General features: G+C 69.3%; 18 protein-coding genes. 5 read left to right on the top strand and 13 right to left on the bottom strand.

Going from position 1 to position 16,294, the window contains the following annotated elements:
• Positions 1-78: 78 nt before the first annotated feature.
• Complete coding sequence (locus tag ASE68_RS16410; RefSeq protein ID WP_235481065.1) at positions 79-450, bottom strand: hemerythrin domain-containing protein; 372 nt, start codon at positions 448-450, stop codon at positions 79-81.
• Between the two features lie 354 nt (positions 451-804).
• Between ASE68_RS16410 and ASE68_RS16415 the strand changes: the two genes are divergently transcribed.
• On the top strand, positions 805-1,689 hold the full coding sequence (locus ASE68_RS16415) for a hypothetical protein (RefSeq protein WP_157421732.1): 885 nt from the start codon (positions 805-807) through the stop codon (positions 1,687-1,689).
• 222 nt (positions 1,690-1,911) lie between these two features.
• Here ASE68_RS16415 and ASE68_RS16420 read toward each other — a convergent pair whose 3' ends face one another.
• The 5 genes from ASE68_RS16420 to ASE68_RS16440 all read right to left on the bottom strand — a co-directional run bounded on the left by ASE68_RS16420 (position 1,912) and on the right by ASE68_RS16440 (position 5,541).
• Positions 1,912-3,147, bottom strand: coding sequence for an RNA polymerase sigma factor (locus ASE68_RS16420; protein ID WP_055862175.1), 1,236 nt, complete (start codon positions 3,145-3,147; stop codon positions 1,912-1,914).
• Positions 3,144-3,467 carry a YciI family protein gene (locus ASE68_RS16425; RefSeq protein ID WP_055862177.1) on the bottom strand — a complete coding sequence of 108 codons (324 nt, stop codon included), beginning with the start codon at positions 3,465-3,467 and terminating at the stop codon, positions 3,144-3,146. Before ASE68_RS16425 ends, ASE68_RS16420 begins: the two co-directional genes overlap by 4 nt.
• Positions 3,468-3,515: 48 nt before the next feature.
• Entirely contained in the window at positions 3,516-3,875 is a 360-nt protein-coding gene (locus ASE68_RS16430; protein ID WP_055862179.1) for an MmcQ/YjbR family DNA-binding protein, read from the bottom strand.
• 175 nt (positions 3,876-4,050) lie between these two features.
• Positions 4,051-4,662, bottom strand: a complete 612-nt coding sequence (locus ASE68_RS16435) for a dihydrofolate reductase family protein (RefSeq protein ID WP_055862180.1) — start codon at positions 4,660-4,662, stop codon at positions 4,051-4,053.
• Positions 4,663-5,085: 423 nt separating this feature from the next.
• Positions 5,086-5,541, bottom strand: coding sequence for a MarR family winged helix-turn-helix transcriptional regulator (locus tag ASE68_RS16440; protein ID WP_157421733.1), 456 nt, complete (start codon positions 5,539-5,541; stop codon positions 5,086-5,088).
• Between the two features lie 85 nt (positions 5,542-5,626).
• On the opposite strand from ASE68_RS16440, the gene ASE68_RS16445 reads away from it, so the two are divergent.
• Both ASE68_RS16445 and ASE68_RS16450 read left to right on the top strand, forming a co-directional pair.
• Entirely contained in the window at positions 5,627-6,043 is a 417-nt protein-coding gene (locus tag ASE68_RS16445) for an organic hydroperoxide resistance protein (protein ID WP_055862182.1), read from the top strand.
• 73 nt (positions 6,044-6,116) lie between these two features.
• Positions 6,117-6,593, top strand: coding sequence for an ATP-binding protein (locus tag ASE68_RS16450; protein WP_235481067.1), 477 nt, complete (start codon positions 6,117-6,119; stop codon positions 6,591-6,593).
• A 228-nt stretch (positions 6,594-6,821) separates the two neighbouring features.
• Here the strand turns inward: ASE68_RS16450 and ASE68_RS16455 are convergent, their stop codons facing one another.
• The 5 genes from ASE68_RS16455 to ASE68_RS16475 form a co-directional block, all read right to left on the bottom strand.
• Positions 6,822-8,450: an AMP-binding protein gene (locus ASE68_RS16455; protein WP_082462428.1), complete on the bottom strand. Its 1,629-nt coding sequence runs from the start codon at positions 8,448-8,450 to the stop codon at positions 6,822-6,824.
• Between the two features lie 60 nt (positions 8,451-8,510).
• Entirely contained in the window at positions 8,511-9,722 is a 1,212-nt protein-coding gene (locus ASE68_RS16460; RefSeq protein WP_055862185.1) for an acyl-CoA dehydrogenase family protein, read from the bottom strand.
• A gap of 3 nt (positions 9,723-9,725) precedes the next feature.
• Positions 9,726-10,832 (bottom strand): phosphotransferase family protein, encoded by a 1,107-nt coding sequence (locus tag ASE68_RS16465; RefSeq protein ID WP_055862189.1) that lies wholly within the window; start codon positions 10,830-10,832, stop codon positions 9,726-9,728.
• A gap of 141 nt (positions 10,833-10,973) precedes the next feature.
• Positions 10,974-11,387: a thioesterase family protein gene (locus tag ASE68_RS16470; protein ID WP_055862192.1), complete on the bottom strand. Its 414-nt coding sequence runs from the start codon at positions 11,385-11,387 to the stop codon at positions 10,974-10,976.
• Between the two features lie 12 nt (positions 11,388-11,399).
• Positions 11,400-12,044 carry a QsdR family transcriptional regulator gene (locus ASE68_RS16475; protein WP_055862195.1) on the bottom strand — a complete coding sequence of 215 codons (645 nt, stop codon included), beginning with the start codon at positions 12,042-12,044 and terminating at the stop codon, positions 11,400-11,402.
• Between the two features lie 90 nt (positions 12,045-12,134).
• Here ASE68_RS16475 and ASE68_RS16480 point away from each other — a divergent pair, with 90 nt between their 5' ends.
• Positions 12,135-13,415, top strand: coding sequence for an acyl-CoA dehydrogenase family protein (locus tag ASE68_RS16480; protein ID WP_082462429.1), 1,281 nt, complete (start codon positions 12,135-12,137; stop codon positions 13,413-13,415).
• A gap of 165 nt (positions 13,416-13,580) precedes the next feature.
• The gene (locus tag ASE68_RS16485) at positions 13,581-14,819 is read left to right on the top strand and encodes an acetyl-CoA C-acetyltransferase (protein WP_055862198.1); all 1,239 of its coding nucleotides are present in this window, start codon (positions 13,581-13,583) and stop codon (positions 14,817-14,819) included.
• A gap of 212 nt (positions 14,820-15,031) precedes the next feature.
• On the opposite strand, the gene ASE68_RS16490 is transcribed toward ASE68_RS16485, so the two are convergent.
• Together ASE68_RS16490 and fabG are read right to left on the bottom strand one after the other, a co-directional pair.
• Positions 15,032-15,523, bottom strand: coding sequence for a MaoC family dehydratase (locus tag ASE68_RS16490; protein WP_055862200.1), 492 nt, complete (start codon positions 15,521-15,523; stop codon positions 15,032-15,034).
• A complete protein-coding gene (gene fabG / locus ASE68_RS16495) occupies positions 15,520-16,269 on the bottom strand; it encodes a 3-oxoacyl-ACP reductase FabG (protein ID WP_055862202.1) in 750 nt (249 codons plus the stop codon). Before fabG ends, ASE68_RS16490 begins: the two co-directional genes overlap by 4 nt.
• Positions 16,270-16,294: the final 25 nt, after the last annotated feature.

Below are 16,294 nucleotides of genomic sequence, written 5' to 3' on the forward strand. Positions count from 1 at the left end.
CGGATGTCCCTCAGAGGGGTCCGCTTGCGGCCCTGGGCACCGCGTAGGCCGACCCAACTTCGGAGCAGTCCGTCCGGCTTAGAGCGGTCCGAGGACATCGCGCACGTCGGCGTGCAGTCGCAGGTCCTCCAGTACGGTGAGCAGCTGCCGTTCCTCGTAGCGGAAGTGGTTCTCCATGATCGCGGCCACGCCCTCCAGATGCCGGTCGAGCTCTGCAGGCGAAGCGGCGCGGTCGAGGGCGTCGCGGAGACCGCCGAGGAGGTGGCCGATCATCGAGTGGTCCCTCTCGAGATTCCGCAGGATCGGCGCGAGGTGGGGGTGCACTTCCTCGATCGCCGGGAACAGTGCACGGTCCTCGCCGCGATGGTGTCCGTCCAGAGCTGCGCAGAAGCCGTGGCAGAAGAGCAGCAGGTCACGGCCGGCTTGCTCGGACGTTGCGCCGTGCTGCACGGCCTCTCGGGCGACAGCGAGGGCGTCTCGGAGACGCTGGTGCACCGTGCGCAGTTCAACGCTCCAGGCGAGGAGCCTGGTCGTGTCGCGCTCAACCACGCGACGACGAAGGGAGTGATGCGAGCATCCGCAGTCCTTCGGTTCGGCGCCTCCATGCCTGACACGGTCTGCCACCGGCACGCGACGCTTCCACAAGCGTAACCGGGCACGCCGTTGAGTGGCTGACGCCACAATGCGGGGGTCCCCCTGCCGATCCTCTGTGCGTGCTGGCGCCTACGCGTCTGCGAACGAGGCGGCAGGGTGCCATCTCCGGCGAGTCTTGAAGGGTGTCTCCCGGAGGTGGACAATGCAACCATGGGCGCACGCTCGAACCGCCGCGCCGGCGTAGGGGGTACGCCGCGGATCGCCGCAGTTCCGGGCGCGATCCTCTTCATCGTGGCATGTCTTGCGGCTTGCACAGTGATGCCTGAGTCCGCCGCACCGACGGCGACGCCACTCGCAGAGCCGTTCGTTCCGTTCGCGTCGCCGAGCGGAACGGAATTTCCACAGCCCTCCGTACCCACCGCAACCGAAACGCCGTTCCTTGTTCCAGCATTCGATGGCGCAGAGCCGCTGCCCGTGGAAGACGGCACGACACACGTTCTGAAGAACCTGAACCAGGACGCTTCGGCTTTCCACACGGTCGAGTACACGATCCCACCCGGGTGGGCGACCGGTGGCGTCTACATCGGCAAGAAGCTCGGCCAGCCCGGCGAGGTTGCGATCAGCTTCTGGACGCCCTCCGGCGTCTATTCGGACCCATGCCGGCGAACCGCGAACCTGAGTCCGATCGACCTTGCCGTCCACACCCACGACGGTGGCGGCGAGCTCATCCTCTTGGCCTATCCCCGGATCGGGCTTTCGGCGCAGGACGGCCGTGCGGCTACCGAACCACGTTCGCTGATCGTCGACGATCCTTCTGAGGCCGGTGGAACCATCGCGCTCCGACTCGAGCTGACCGTACCCGCGGATCTCGACCCTGCCTCGTGCGACGACGGCGTCTACGTGGCGTGGCCGGGCGCCCGTGCGGGCGATCGCCCGAACGACAACCATGTCGCGGGACAGATGGACATCGTCTACCTGGTCGACGTCGACCATGGGCCGCTCGTCATCGACGCGTCCTTCCGGCCCGGCTCCTCGCCCGAGGACATCGAAGAGCTCTACGCCGTGCTCGGATCGATCGTCATGGACCGGTACTGACTCCGGCGACTCGCCCGACGTCATTCATTGGCGAGCAGCGCGCGGGTGGCGCGGTGCCATGCGCTGCCCGCTGACCATCCATCTGCGGGCGCATCCGACTGGAGGCGTCGATTCTTTCGCACTCCCGCTCGTGCGGTCGTCGAGTTCCTTGAGGCACATCAGCTTCGACCAAGGCACTGACTAGTCGCCGCTTGCTGCGGGTGCCGACTGGGTCCGTCTGCTCTACTGCAGTTGGTCGCGGCGGCGTGTCAGGTTCGCGGTCTCGGCCGTGTTGCCCGCCAGATCGATGGCTTCGTCATACGCGGCGCGGGCGTCTTGGGTGCGGCCCAGCCTGCGCAGCAGGTCGGCGCGGGTGGCGTGGAAGGCGTGGTAGCCGTTCAACCCCTTTTCGAGCCGATCGACCGTTGCAAGTGCCACGTCCGGGCCGTCGAGTTCGGCGACCGCGACGGCCCTGTTGAGGGCGATGATCGGTGACGGGTCGACGTTCACGAGCTGATCGTAGAGGGCGAGGATCTGTGACCAGTCGGTGTCGCGGATGTCGCGAGCGGAGGTGTGCACGGCACCGATCGCCGCGAGGATTTGGTAGCGACCGGGGACCTCACCGGTAGCGGCGGCGGCCAGGCGCTCGCGCACCAGCCGATGACCCTCAGCAATGAGCACCGGGTTCCAGGCGCCACGGTCCTGCTCGTCGAGCGGGATCAGTTCGCCGTCGACCGAGATCCGGGCTGTGCTGCGGGCCTCGGTGAGAAGCATCAACGCCAGCAACCCGGTCACCTCACCGTCCTCCGGCATCAGGTCACGGACCAGGCGCGTGAGCCGGATCGCCTCGGCCGTCAGGTCGGCACGTACCGGGCCAGTGTCGGGGCCGGTCGCCATGTAGCCCTCGTTGAAGACCAGGAAGAGCACGGCGAGGACAGCGGAGACGCGGTCGGGGAGATCCGCCGCCGACGGCACCCGGTACGGGATGCGAGCCGCCTTGATCTTGGCTTTCGCGCGGGTGATCCGCTGCCCCATCGTGCTCTCGGGCACGATGAAGGCGCGAGCGATCTCTGGCACGGTCAGACCAGCGATCATGCGCAGGGTCAGCGCCACCCGGGCCTCCATCGCCAACGCCGGATGACAGCAGGTGAAGATCAGCCGGAGCCGGTCGTCATCGATGGCACCGATCGACTCCGGTGGGGTGTTGTCGGACACCATCAGAGCCTCCTTGTGCTTGGCGTCGCGTCGGTTCTCGCGCCGCAGTCGATCGATGGCCTTGCGGTTCGCCGTGGTGGTGAGCCAGGCGCCTGGGATTGGTGGCACGCCGTCGGCCGGCCACCGGGCGACAGCGGTCGCGAAGGCCTCGGCCGCAGCCTCCTCGGCGAGGTCGAGGTTGCCGAAGCGTCGGGTCAAGCCGGCGACCACCCGGGCCCACTCGTCACGGTAGGCCCGGGTGATCGCGTCCTCGACGTCGCTCACGCGAACGGTCGCACCTCGATCTTCCGGTCGCAGACCTTCGAAGCCTCTGCTGCGAGGGCGAGCGCCACATCCAGATCGGGCGCCTCCCACACCCAGAGGCCGGCGAGGTACTCCTTCGACTCCACGAAGGGTCCGTCGCTGATCACCGGCTCCTCGCCCCGGTTGTCGATGACCGTGGCCGCGTCAGGGTCTGCGAGTCCGCCCGCGAACACCCAATAGCCGTCGGCGATCAGACGCTCGTTGAACGCGCTGATCCCCGGCCGCTTGTCCAAGCTGCCGGGATTGCTCTTGTCATCGATCACGGAAATGAAGTACTGCATCTGAAGATCCTCTCCTTCGGTTTCATGTCAGCGTGCGGCTCGTCAGTGTCATTGCGGGCCCGCGGGATGCGCGAGGTCGTAGGCGCGGGAGATCTTCGCCGGGACGACCATGCGCCAGGCATCGACGACGAGCTCGCGGGCCTCGGCCGGCTCAAGGGCTACGAGATCGGCGTGGACCCAGTTGAAGCGCAGATCCGAGTCCGAGGGCATCTGGAACTTGCGTGGATTCCCGGCGACGAGCGCTGCCCGCTCCTCCTTCGGGAAGGCGAACCCCATCACGCGCTGGTCGAGGGAGAACGCGACGTAGACCATCTGACCGACGCGGAACTTCAATCGCCCGCGCACGGTGGCATGGTAGGAGCGCTCCAACTCCGCGCCCAGCGCTTGAACGTCGTCGATGACCGCCATGTCTACAGCCTCTCAGGCGTTTTTCGACGCGGGGCGATCCGCGATCCGCAGGGAGCGCTGTGTGCGGTCGTTTCACAGCCCGCATCTCCTGAGTTCTTCACGTAGCCGCGCGCCTCGACGATCTGCCGTCCCGGACGCGGATCAGGTTTACGCCGTGTACCTCGATCGGACGGCATCAGAAGGTTGCGTAGTTGGGGCGGCCAGTCGGCCGATATGTCTGAATCATCACTCCCTTGGAATCGGAACGCGAGTCGGCCAGCTTCATCGCGATGTCTCGACCTGAGTCTGCGAAGAGTCGGGCTCCCTGCCCCAGGACCACGGGGATGATGATGAGTTCCATTTCGTCGACGAGGTCCTTCTCGAGGAGCCACTGGATGAGACGGCTGCTTCCGTGTACCTGCAGTTCGCCGTCGCCGCTGGCTTTCAGTTCCGTGATGGCGGCGAAGAGGTCGTCTCCGAGGACTGCTGTGTTCGGCCATTCCGGTTCCGTCAGTGTTCTGGATGCCACGTACTTCGGCTTCGAGTTCAACGCCACTCCAATTGGGTGTCGTTTCAGGTCCTCGATGGTGCCCCAGAATTCGTGGAGGATGTCGTATGTTCGACGGCCGAAGAGGAACGCATCGGCCCGCTGGAACGTCGCGGCAATGTGGTCGCGGGTCGTGTCGTCACCCGCTCCCCTCGCCCATCCGCCGCGTTCGAATCCTCCCTCGAGGTCTTCAACAGTTGGGCCGCCGTTGCCCTGAGTTACTCCGTCAAGAGTGAGCTGCGTGATCGTCGTAAGTTTCATTTGCCTGGTTCTCCATGACTTCGGCACCCACGTTGGGGGCCGTTCATGAAGTCAACGAACGACTCCGCGCGAATCCGACACCAATCGAGAAACCTGTTCAGACAAGAAGTCTCACGGCGAGCACTCCGGATCGAACGGATCCCGACACCGGGAACATCGACTACTCGCCATACCTGCACGCCAGGACTCGGCGGCCCTACCGACGACCTCACCAGCGCACTGGACGTGGAATGGCACGCGGACCCAGCCGTTGTCGAACGAGAACGAGCTGCATTCGCTGCCCGATACCTCTGCGCGGCACACGCCCGCGCTTTGTGACGTCGGGTCTCTACCCCGCGTCTACGTGGTGGAACGTTCGTCCGGCACTCGAATGGACTGGGAACAGCTCGGCCCGCCTGCTCTCCTCGAGCGACGAAGACCTCATCATCCTCGCGCTCCGGGCACAAACTCCGCGGCGCGTTCATCAAGGGCGGCGACGAGCTTGCGCATCTCCTCGTGCAGATGGTCGGCATCGCGATCGCTGTAGTGGAACGTGCTGAAGACCTTTGCCACGAGATCCTTCCCCCGTTCCTCGAGCTTGCGGCCTGGTGTGGTCAGGCGCACCAGCACGGATCGCTCGTCGGTGGTGCTGCGCTCGCGCGTCACGAAACCGGCCGCCTCGAGCCGCTTCAGCAGCGGTGACAGCGTGCCAGAGTCGAATCGCAGCGCGGCGCCGAGTTCTTTGACCGTCTGTGGATCGCGATCCCACAACACGAGCATGGCCATGTACTGCGGGTAAGTGAGCCCCAACTCGCGCAGCGCGGGCCGGTAGGCGTTGTCGAGCTCTCGTGCAGCGACATGCACCGCAAAGCAGGCTAGATCATCGGGCAGGACTCCCATGGGGAGCATCTTACGTCAATTTGACAGCACACATTTGAGTTGTGTACAACTAAGTTGCTGCCAATACAGCTTGAGGAGCTACCCCATGAACGCGATATACACCGCCGTGGCCACGTCTTCGGGACGGGACAGCCGTGCCGTCACATCAGACGGCCGGCTCGACGTCATGCTCGCCATGCCGAAGGAGATGGGCGGTACTGGTGAGGGGACGAATCCAGAACAGCTGTTCGCTGCGGGGTACGCAGCCTGCTTCTCGACGTCGCTCGGGATAGTGGCGAAGCGCATGGCGATCGACACGCGGGACGTGGCAGTCACCGCGGAAGTGAGCCTGGTTCCAAGGGTGGGCGGCTCGGGCTTCACACTTGCAACTGTCCTTCGGGTCGAGTTGCCCGAGCACATTGCGGAAGGTTCCGCCCGAGCACTGGTCGACGCAACGCATCAGGTCTGCCCCTACTCGAACGCGACCCAGGGCAACATGCCCGTCGAGATCGTGATCGAATGACTCAGCCAAGCCGGTCCGTGATCGGACGTCAGCAAGCGCATCCGCTATCGGTGATGGAACTAGAGTCGAGCGGGTGAGCAGGGTCGTTCTGATGTGCGGGCCGGCGGGATCCGGAAAATCGACCGTCGCCAGAGAACTCGAAGCGAAGGGCATGACCCGCCTCTCGTTCGACCGGGAAGCCTGGCGACGTGGGATCCATGTGATGCCTCTCCCGGCCGAGGTACATGAAGAGATCGAGCGGGAACTCCGTGACCGCCTCGTCGCACTGGTCAAGGCCGGTGTCGATGTTGTCGTCGACTTCTCGCTCTGGTCGAGACGATCTCGCCTCGCGTATCGTGACCTGCTGCGACCGCTCGGAGTGGTACCCGAAACGATCTACCTCGCGACGCCACGAGCAGTTGCGCTTGAACGGATGCAGGCACGCGGCCATGAGCACGCGGACGACTACGCACTCGCTGCGGACCTCGCGGCCGAGTATTTCGATCACTTCGAGCCCCCGACCCCCGACGAGGGTCCGCTGACCGTACTTGGAGCCACCAGGCCGCAATAGCCGGTCCTCCCCGGGGCCGCACTGGCCGCGCATGCCATCGCGATGGGTGACACGCTGGCTCGGCCCGTCGCGATTCCCGTAAGACCCGCCCGCGAGCATTCTCGGTGAGGGTACGTCATCCGCTCCAGGCGAGGCAGGGTGATCGGCTCTGCGAGCGATCGAGCCTGCGACCGACCCGCACCGACCCGCACCCGCCCGAACGCACGCCGCCGCGCAGCCGCCCGCGCATCACCTCGCCTGGCGCACCGCCTCGGGGGAGTACTGCTCGACGAGTTGGCGCTTCAGCACCTTGCCGCTGCCGCCGAGGGGCAGCGAGTCGGCGACGTGCACGACGCGCGGGTACTTGTAGGCGGCGATCCGCTCCTTGGTGAAGGCGACGAGCGCTTCGGGGTCGACCTCGTGCCCGTCGAGGGCGACGACCGCGGCGTGCACCTCCTGGCCGTGCGTGTCGTCGGCAATGCCGAAGACGGCGGCCATGGCGACATCCGGATGCCGCATCATGACGGCCTCGACCTCGGTGGGGTACACGTTGTAGCCGTTGCGCACGATCATGTCCTTCTTGCGGTCGACGATCGTGATGATCCCGTCGACGATCGTGCCGAGGTCGCCCGTGCGGAACCAGCCGTCGACGACGGCCTCGGCCGAGGCATCCGGTCGCCCGAGGTAGCCCTTGAAGAGGTTGTGGCCGCGCACGACGATCTCGCCGAGGGCGCCGGGCTCCTCGAGGAACGCGATGCGCCCCTCGACCTCGGAGTCGGCGATGGCGGCGTCGATTCCCCAGTAGGCGCGGCCGACGGTGCCCGGCCGGATCGGCTCGCCGACCATGTTGAACGACACCGTCGGCGAGGTCTCGGTGAGGCCGTAGCCCTCGTGCACCTCGGCGCCGAACGCGCGCTCGAACGCCTCGAGCAGGGCGACGGGCAGCGCCGCCCCGCCCGAGACGGCGTAGCGCAGCGGCGGCCGCGCCTCGGAGCGCAGGGCGGCCTCGACCATGCCCACGAACATCGTCGGCACCGCCGTGAACACCGTCGCGCCGTGCGCGTTCATGAGCTCGAGCGCCTGGTCGGGGTCGAACTTCGGCAGCAGGATGATCGACGCGCCCTTGCGGAACGCGATGTTCATCACGGCGGTCTGCCCGAACGTGTGGAACAGCGGCAGCCCGCCGAACACGACGTCGTCGGCGCGCATGTCGAACGCGTCGATGAGCGCGCAGTGCACCTGCTCGACGATCGCGAGGTGCGAGCCGACGGCGCCCTTCGGCGTGCCCGTCGTGCCGCTCGTGTAGAGGATCGTCGCGGCATCCGTCGGGCGCACCGACACGTGCCGGTCGATGGGGGCGGATGCCGCGGCCTCCGCCTCGAGTCGAGGGAGGTCCGGCCCGCCGGCCTCGACGGGCGGCGTGAGCACCGTGATGAGCGGCACGCCTGCGGCCGTCGCGGCGGGCACGGCCTCGCCGAGCAGCGGCCCCGCGGCGACGAGCACGTCGGCGCCAGAATCGCGCAGCACGTACTCGATCTCCTCGGCCTTGAACAGCAGGTGCACGGGCACCACGACCGCGCCGAGGGCGAGGGCGGCGTAGTAGACGCGGGCGAAGTCGGGCACGTTGGGCACGAGCATCGCGACCCGGTCACCGCGGCCGATGCCGCGGTCGCGCAGGGCGCCGGCGTAGGCGCGGCTCTGGTCCCAGAGGGTGCCGTAGTCGATGGTCTGGCCCATGAAGTGCAGCGCGGCGCGGGCCGGCGTGCGGACGGCGGACTCGGCGAGCATGCTCGCGACCGAGAGCGTGCCGAAGCCGTCGCCGTCGACGGCAGGGTCGGCGGGGTGGGTGTGCGCGGGCGCGCTGGGGGTGGGGGACATGGGGGCGGTTCCTTTCATCGTCGTTGATGGTGCGGGGCTCGGCGTCGACGCCGAAGAACGTCAGCGGCGGGGCGCCCTCAGCTCGGCGCGGCCGAGGGCGTTGAGGTGGACCTCGTCGGGGCCGTCGGCCAGGCGCAGCGAGCGGGCGCCGGCGAACATCTCGGCGAGGGGCTGGTCGCTCGAGAGTCCGGCGGCGCCGAAGAGCTGGATGGCGCGGTCGAGGATCTGCTGCACGGCGCGGGGCACGGCGATCTTGATGGCCTGGATCTCGGTCATCGCCTTGCGGTTGCCGACGGTGTCCATGAGCCAGGCGGTCTTCAGCACGAGCAGGCGCAGCGACTCGACCTGGATGCGGGACTCGGCGACCCATTCGCGCACGACGCCCTGCTCGGCCAGCGGGCGGCCGAACGCGACGCGGGTGTTCGCGCGCTCCTGCACGAGGGCGAGGGCGCGTTCGGCCATGCCGATGGCGCGCATGCAGTGGTGGATGCGTCCGGGCCCGAGGCGGGCCTGCGCGATCGCGAACCCCTCGCCCTCACCGGCGATGAGGTTCGTCGCGGGCACGCGCACGTCGTCGAACGCGATCTCGGCGTGGCCGCCGTGGTCGCGGTCGTCGTAGCCGAACACGGTGAGCGGGCGGATGATGCGCACTCCGGGGGTGTCGCGGGGCACGAGGATCATCGACTGCCGACGGTGGCGCTCGGCATCGGGGTCGGTCTGCCCCATGACGATGAAGATCGCGGCATCCGGGTTCATCGCGCCCGTCGACCACCACTTGCGGCCGGTGATGACGTACGAGTCGCCATCGCGACGGATGCGGGTGGCGATGTTCGTGGCGTCGCTGGACGCGACATCCGGCTCGGTCATGCAGAACGACGAGCGGATCTGCCCCCCGAGCAGCGGGTCGAGCCACTCGGCCTGCTGCTCGGGCGTGCCGAAGTCGGCGAGCACCTCCATGTTGCCGGTGTCGGGTGCGGCGCAGTTGAAGGCGACGGGCGCGAGCCGCGGCGACCAGCCCGTGGCCTCGGCGAGGGGCGCGTACTGCACGTTCGTCAGGCCCGCCCCGCGCTCGCCGGGGAGGAAGAGGTTCCACAGCCTCTCGGCGCGGGCGGCCGTGCGCAGTTCGTCGACGACGGGCCGGAACCGCCACTCGCCGGGCGTCGCGGCGAGCTGCTCGTCGAGCACCCGCTCGGCCGGGATCGCCCGCTCGTGCACGAAAGCCTCGACCCGGTCGATGAGGTCGAGCGTGCGCTGGTCGTGGCTGAAATCCATGCGTCAGACTCCCGTGGTGGTCGAGTTCGTGGTGGTCGAGTTCGTGGTGGTCGAATCGGTGGTGTGGCCAAGCCCGGTGCTCGCGAGCGGTTCGACGAGCTGGCCGATGCGGTCGAAGCCCTCGCCGAGGGTCTGCCCCTGGCGGTAGCGGTAGTGGATGCCCTCGAGGATCACGGCGAGTTTGTAGGCCGCGAACGCCCGGTACCAGGTGAGGTCGGGGGTGCGGATTCCGGCGGCCTGCGCGTAGTGGTCGACGAGTTCGTCGAACTCGGGGTACCCGGCAGCGGGGTCGACGGCGCTGCGGGTGAGGCCGACGGCATCGGGCGCGAGCGAGGCGATGTTCCAGTACATGCCGAGCATGCCGAGGTCGACGAGCGGGTCGCCGAGGGTCGCCATCTCCCAGTCGAGGATCGCCGCGATGCGGGGCGCGTCGGCCGGTCCGGCGATGATCGCGTTGTCGAGACGGTAGTCGCCGTGCACGATGCCGCTGCGGATGTCGCCCGCCGGCGGCATCCGCTCTTCCAGCCGTTGCTGCAGCCGGTCGAGCTCGGGCAGCTCGCGGCTGCGGGATGCCTCGAGCTGCCGCCGCCAGGTGCGCAGCTGCCGGTCGAGGTAGCCGTCGGGGCGGCCGAAGTCGGCGAGGCCGACGGATGCCGCGTCGAGCGTGTGCAGTCGCGCGAGGGTCGCGGCGAACTCGAGCCCGAGCCCGTGCAGCCCGGATGCCGTGTAGTCGGCGTTCTGTCGCGGGCTCGCGAGCACGACGCCGTCGACGACGTGCATGACGAAGAACGGGGTGCCCGTGACGCGGGCCGCCTCGGTGTCGTCGACGAGGTCGACCGCGGGCGGCACCGGCACGCCCGACCCCGCGAGCGCGCTGATCACGCGGTGCTCGCGGCCCATGTCGTGGGCGCTGGCGAGCACGTGGCCGAGGGGCGGGCGCCGCACGATGAGGGGCACGCGCGGGCCGTCGACGCGATAGGTGAGGTTGCTGCGCCCCCCGGCGATGAGGGTCGCGGTCTGCGCCTCGGCCGGGCCGCCGACGAGATTGGGGTGCGCCTCGGAGAGCCACTCGGAGAAGCCCGCGAGGTTCAGCCCTGGGGTGTCGGTCATCGTCGATCGCCTTTCCGGCACCGCCGTGGTGCCCGCACCTGCGGTGCGTACCCGAGCACGTGAGCGGCTCGTCGTGACAGCATACCGCGCGGTCGGTATGTTCGGGAACCGGATGCCGCGGCATCCGCTCAACCGGTGCCTTCAGGCGAGCAGGCGGGCCTCGATCTCGGAACGGATGCCGCCCGGGATCGGCACCGGCCGACGCGTCGCCGCATCGACGAACACGTGCACGAAGCGGCCCTCGGCGATCGCCTCCGTCTCGCCTGCGCGGTGGATGCCGAGCGACCACGTGATGCTCGACGAGCCCAGGCGCTCGACGCCGATCGCAACCTCGAGCGGTTCGGGGAACGACGCCGACGCGCGGAACTCGCAGTTCGATGACACGACGAGCCCGATCGGCTCGTCGCCGAGCGGATCGAGGCCGGCGTGCTCGATCATCCACGTGTTCACGGCCGTGTCCATGGCCTCGTAGTAGACGGTGTTGTTCACGTGCCCGTACTGGTCGTTGTCGTTCCAGCGCGTGGTGAACGGGCGGCGCTCGGGTCGGTGCGTCATCGTCGGCACCCGTCAGTCCGCCCGGAGCAGGATGCGGAACGCGCGCCGTGCGCGAGCCTCGCTCGGGGTGTCGCCCGCGATGAGGTCGGCGTAGGTGAACGACTCCGAGACGCGCACGAGCAGGTACGCGAGTTCGTCGGTGGAGATGGCGCCGCCGAGCGGGCGATCGCCGAGTTCGCGCTCGACGAGCCAGCGCGCCGTGGCGACGTAGCGGCGCTGGATCTCGCTCTCGGTGGTGGTGAGCAGGCGCAGTGCCCTGGCGGGCTCGCGGCGCAGGAAGTCGCGGAAGTAGTCGGCGCTGATGAGCGCCCCGGCGAAGCTCGACAGCTGCTCGGCGACGCGCTCTGCGCCGTGCAGCGACTCGGTCGCGTGCTCCGAGAGCACGAGCGTCGGCGCGGCGAGCGACCACAGCACCTCGCTGAGCAGGGCATCGCGGTTGCCGACCCAGCGGAACAGCGACGTGCGGTCGACGCCGAGGGTCGTCGCGAGGGAGCCCATGTCGATGCGCCGACCGCTGATGAAGGTCTCACGGGCGAGCTCGAAGGCGCGCACCGCGTCGGCGTGGGCGCCGTCGGCGAGGCGCTCGGAGAGCCACGAGGGTGCGGCACGCAGGCCCACCTCGGCGATCTCGTGGGTGGTTCCGGTCGTCGTCGGCATGCCGGAACTCTAACCCTCCTTCGAGGATTCACATGCAACATTCTGGAAAATGATGCATAGTGGACGTGTTCACCGACGAACGGAGAAGCGATGACGCTCACACTCGACCCGCAGTCCACTGCCGGCAGCCCTTCCGACGACGCAGCCGGCGCGACCGCAGGCGCCGTGACGGCCGGCACCCCGGCCGCCGTGCTCGACGCCGACTTCTACGGTTTCATGCGCCGGCTCACCCCCGTGGAGCAGGCCTCGGTCGCCGAGATCCGCGACTACCTCGAGCGCGAGGTGCGCCCCGGCGCCGACGACCGGTGGGAGGCGACGACGAGCCCCCGCCACCTCATTCCGGGCTTCGCCGAGCTCGGGCTCTTCGGCTCGGGCATCCCCGAGGTCGCGCACTTCGAGAACTCCGCCGTCTACCGCGGCTGGGTCGCCCTCGAGATCGCCCGCGTCGACCCGTCGACCGCGACCTTCATCGGCGTGCACTCCGGTCTCGCGATGAACGCGATCGCCGTCGGCGGCTCGCCCGAGCAGCAGCACGAGTGGCTCGCGCCCATGGCCCGGGGCGAGCTCATCGGCGCGTTCGGGCTCACCGAGCCGCTGCACGGCTCCGACACCGCGAAGGGCCTCGAGACCACCGCGACCCGTCGCACGACCGCCGACGGCACCGACGAGTGGGTGCTGAACGGCGCCAAGCGCTGGATCGGCAACGCGACCTTCGCCGACGTCGTCGTCATCTGGGCGCGCGACACGGCCGACGACCAGGTCAAGGGCTTCCTCGTGCGCCAGCCCGCCACCGGCTTCACCGCCACGAAGATCGAGCGCAAGCAGTCGCTCCGCGCCGTCGAGAACGCCGACATCGTGCTCGAGGACGTCATCGTGCCCGAGTCCGACCGGCTGCAGCAGATCCACGGCTTCCGCGACGTCGCGATCGTGCTGCGACTGACCCGAGCGGATGTCGCGTGGCAGGCGATCGGCGTCGCCGTCGGCGCCTACGAGGCCGCCCTCGCCTACACGAAGACCCGCGTGCAGTTCGGCAAGCCGATCGCCTCGTTCCAGCTCGTGCAGCAGAAGCTCGCCGACTCGCTCGCCGACATCACGGCGTCGATCGCGCTCTGCGTGCGGGTGAGCGAGATGCTCGACGAGGACGCCCAGAAGGACCACCACTCGGCCATGGCCAAGGCCTTCGCCACGAAGAAGATGCGCGAGGTCGTCGCCCGCAGCCGCGAGCTCATGGGCGGCAACGGCATCCAACTCGACCACGGCGCCGCACGCTTCTTCGCCGACGCCGAGGCCGTCTACACCTTCGAGGGCACCTACGACATGAACACGCTCATCGTCGGCCGAGCCATCACGGGCATCGCCGCGTTCGTCTGAGCGAGCGGATGCCGGTCGAGTAGGCGCCCCGGCGCCGTATCGAGACCAGCAACCGCACAGGCCTCGATACGCGGCTCCGCCACTACTCGACCAGCGACGCCGCCCCGCGACATCCGCTCGCCCACCCCACCCGACCCGAGAACCCACGCCTGAGGAGACCGCCGCATGACCGAGGCCTACATCGTCGCCACCGCCCGCTCGCCCATCGGCCGCGCCCGCAAGGGGTCGCTCGCCGGCCTCCGCGGCGACGACCTCACCGCGCGCATGGTCGAAGCCGCGCTCGCCAAGGTGCCAGGGCTCGACCCGACCCGCGTCGAGGACCTCATGCTCGGCTGCGGCATGCCGGGCGGCGAGCAGGGCATGAACATGGCCCGCATCGTTGCCGTGCTGCTCGGCCTCGACGGCGTGCCGGGCACGACCGTCAACCGCTACTGCTCGTCGAGCCTGCAGACCACGCGCATGGCGTTCCACGCGATCAAGGCTGGCGAGGGCGACGTGTTCGTGTCGGCGGGGGTCGAGTCGGTCTCGAACATGGGCGTCGGCTCGAGCGACTACATCCCGGGTGCGAAGCTCACGAACGCCCGCTTCGACGACGCCATCGCGCGCACCGAGGCGCGGGCAGCAGGTGGGGCGGATGCCGCGGGCCTGCGCCCCTGGCGCGACCCGCGTCTCGACGGGCTGCTGCCCGACGCGTACATCGCCATGGGCCAGACGGCCGAGAACGTCGCGGAGCTCCGCGGCGTCACCCGCGACGAGCAGGACGCCTTCGCGGCCCGCAGCCAGCAGCGCGCCGAGGCCGCGATCGCCTCTGGATTCTGGGCGAACGACATCACCCCCGTGACGCTCGACGACGGCACGGTGGTCTCGGCCGACGACGGCCCGCGCGCCGGCGTCACGATCGAGGCGCTCGCCGGGCTCGACCCGGTGTTCCGCCCCGACGGCACCGTGACCGCCGGAAACTGCTGCCCGCTCAACGACGGCGCGGCCGCCGTGGTCGTGGTCTCCGACCGCATCGTCGACGAGCTCGGCCTGCAGCCGCTCGCCCGTATCGTCTCCACCGGGGTCAGCGGACTCTCGCCTGAGATCATGGGCCTCGGACCCGTCGAGGCCTCGCGCCTGGCCCTCACTCGCGCCGGTCTCTCGATCGACGACATCGACCTCGTCGAGCTCAACGAGGCGTTCGCGGCGCAGGTGATCCCGTCGGCGCGCGAGCTCGGCATCGACGAGTCGCGCCTGAACGTGCACGGCGGCGCGATCGCCGTCGGACACCCGTTCGGCATGACCGGCGCCCGCATCACGTCCACCCTCATCAACGGGCTCGCCGCGACCGGCGGCCGCTACGGCCTCGAGACGATGTGCGTCGGCGGCGGCCAGGGCATGGCCCTCGTGCTCGAGCGCGTGTAGGCGCGTCCGCCGGTCTCGCCGGTCGAGTAGGCCGCGCGCGGAGCGAGCAGCCGTATCGAGACCCGTTCGAGTTGGGTCTCGATACGCGTGCTCCTGCGTCGCGCGCTACTCGAGCCGTGGCCTCGCCGGTCGAGTAGGCCGCGAGCGGAGCGAGCAGCCGTATCGAGGCCCGTTCGGGTTGGGTCTCGATACGCGTGCTCCTGCGTCGCGCGCTACTCGACCGGCGGTCTCGCCGGCACGATGAGCGTCACCCACTGGGCGATCAGCGCCGGGCGGTCGGAGCCCTCGATCTCGACCGTGAGGTCCTGCACCACCCGGATGCCGCTGCCGGTGCGCTCGGCCGACGCGAGCGTCCCGACGGCTCGCACGCACGACCCGGCGGTGACCGGCTGGAGGAACCGCACCTTCTCGAAGCCGTAGTTCACGCCCATGGCGACGCCGTCGACCTCGAGCAGCGGGGTGGCGAGCGCGGTGAGCAGCGACAGCGTGAGGAACCCGTGAGCGATCGGGGCGCCGAAGGGTCCGGCGGCGGCCCGCTCGACGTCGACGTGGATCCACTGGTGGTCGTCCGTGGCATCCGCGAACCGCTCGATGCGGGCCTGGTCGACCTCGAACCAGGCGCCGGGGCCGATGGCCGTGCCGACCGCGTCGAGCAGGTCGGCGGGCGAGGCGAGCCGGAGCGGGGAGACGGGCGTCGCGCTCATGCCTTCGGCCCGCCCGCCACGTAGAGCACCTGGCCCGAGACGAAGGACGCGGCATCCGAGCAGAAGAACGACACGGCGGCCGCGACATCCTCTGGCTGGCCGACGCGGCCGACCGGGATCTCCTTGGCCGCGCCCTCGAGCAGCTGCTCGTTCGTGATGCCCATGCGCTCGGCCGTCTGGCGCAGCATGTCGGTCGCGATGAAGCCGGGAGCGACCGAGTTCGCGGTCACGTTGTAGCGGCCGAGCTCGATCGCGAGCGTCTTCGTGAAGCCCTGCATGCCGGCCTTCGCGGCGGCGTAGTTGGCCTGGCCGCGGTTGCCGAGCGCCGAGGTACTCGAGAGGTTCACGATGCGGCCCCACTTCGCCTCGACCTGGTGTGCCTGCACGGCCCTCGTCATGAGGAACGCGCCGCGCAGGTGCACGCCGAGCACGGCGTCCCAGTCGTCGTCGGTCATCTTGAAGAGCAGGTTGTCGCGCAGGATGCCGGCGTTGTTCACGAGGATGGTCGGCGCCCCGAGCTCGTCGGCGACGCGGGTGACGGCAGCCGCGACGGCGGCCGAGTCGGCGACGTTCGCGCCGACCGCGATCGCGCGGCCCCCGTCGGCCTCGATGGCGGCGACGGTCTCGGCGCAGGATGCCGCGTCGAGGTCGAGCACGGCGACGGCATAACCGTCGGCGGCGAGTCGGCGGGCGGTCGCGGCTCCGATGCCGCGCGCGGCTCCGGTGACGATGGCGGTGCGGGTCATGCGTCGTTCCTTTCGTGGGGTGGTT

This window comes from Agromyces sp. Leaf222, from assembly GCF_001421565.1.
In the GTDB taxonomy this organism is placed as follows: domain Bacteria; phylum Actinomycetota; class Actinomycetes; order Actinomycetales; family Microbacteriaceae; genus Agromyces.

Bases quoted from the DNA above. Each gene is read 5' to 3' on its own strand.
- fabG (WP_055862202.1), bottom strand. From the start codon at position 16,269: ATGACCCGCACCGCCATCGTCACCGGAGCCGCGCGCGGCATCGGAGCC.
- ASE68_RS16475 (WP_055862195.1), bottom strand. From the start codon at position 12,044: ATGCCGACGACGACCGGAACCACCCACGAGATCGCCGAGGTGGGCCTG.
- ASE68_RS16435 (WP_055862180.1), bottom strand. From the start codon at position 4,662: ATGAAACTTACGACGATCACGCAGCTCACTCTTGACGGAGTAACTCAG.
- ASE68_RS16440 (WP_157421733.1), bottom strand. From the start codon at position 5,541: ATGGGAGTCCTGCCCGATGATCTAGCCTGCTTTGCGGTGCATGTCGCT.
- ASE68_RS16470 (WP_055862192.1), bottom strand. From the start codon at position 11,387: ATGACGCACCGACCCGAGCGCCGCCCGTTCACCACGCGCTGGAACGAC.
- ASE68_RS16465 (WP_055862189.1), bottom strand. From the start codon at position 10,832: ATGACCGACACCCCAGGGCTGAACCTCGCGGGCTTCTCCGAGTGGCTC.
- ASE68_RS16425 (WP_055862177.1), bottom strand. From the start codon at position 3,467: ATGCAGTACTTCATTTCCGTGATCGATGACAAGAGCAATCCCGGCAGC.
- ASE68_RS16480 (WP_082462429.1), top strand. From the start codon at position 12,135: ATGACGCTCACACTCGACCCGCAGTCCACTGCCGGCAGCCCTTCCGAC.
- ASE68_RS16455 (WP_082462428.1), bottom strand. From the start codon at position 8,450: ATGTCCCCCACCCCCAGCGCGCCCGCGCACACCCACCCCGCCGACCCT.
- ASE68_RS16430 (WP_055862179.1), bottom strand. From the start codon at position 3,875: ATGGCGGTCATCGACGACGTTCAAGCGCTGGGCGCGGAGTTGGAGCGC.
- ASE68_RS16445 (WP_055862182.1), top strand. From the start codon at position 5,627: ATGAACGCGATATACACCGCCGTGGCCACGTCTTCGGGACGGGACAGC.
- ASE68_RS16415 (WP_157421732.1), top strand. From the start codon at position 805: ATGGGCGCACGCTCGAACCGCCGCGCCGGCGTAGGGGGTACGCCGCGG.
- ASE68_RS16490 (WP_055862200.1), bottom strand. From the start codon at position 15,523: ATGAGCGCGACGCCCGTCTCCCCGCTCCGGCTCGCCTCGCCCGCCGAC.
- ASE68_RS16460 (WP_055862185.1), bottom strand. From the start codon at position 9,722: ATGGATTTCAGCCACGACCAGCGCACGCTCGACCTCATCGACCGGGTC.
- ASE68_RS16485 (WP_055862198.1), top strand. From the start codon at position 13,581: ATGACCGAGGCCTACATCGTCGCCACCGCCCGCTCGCCCATCGGCCGC.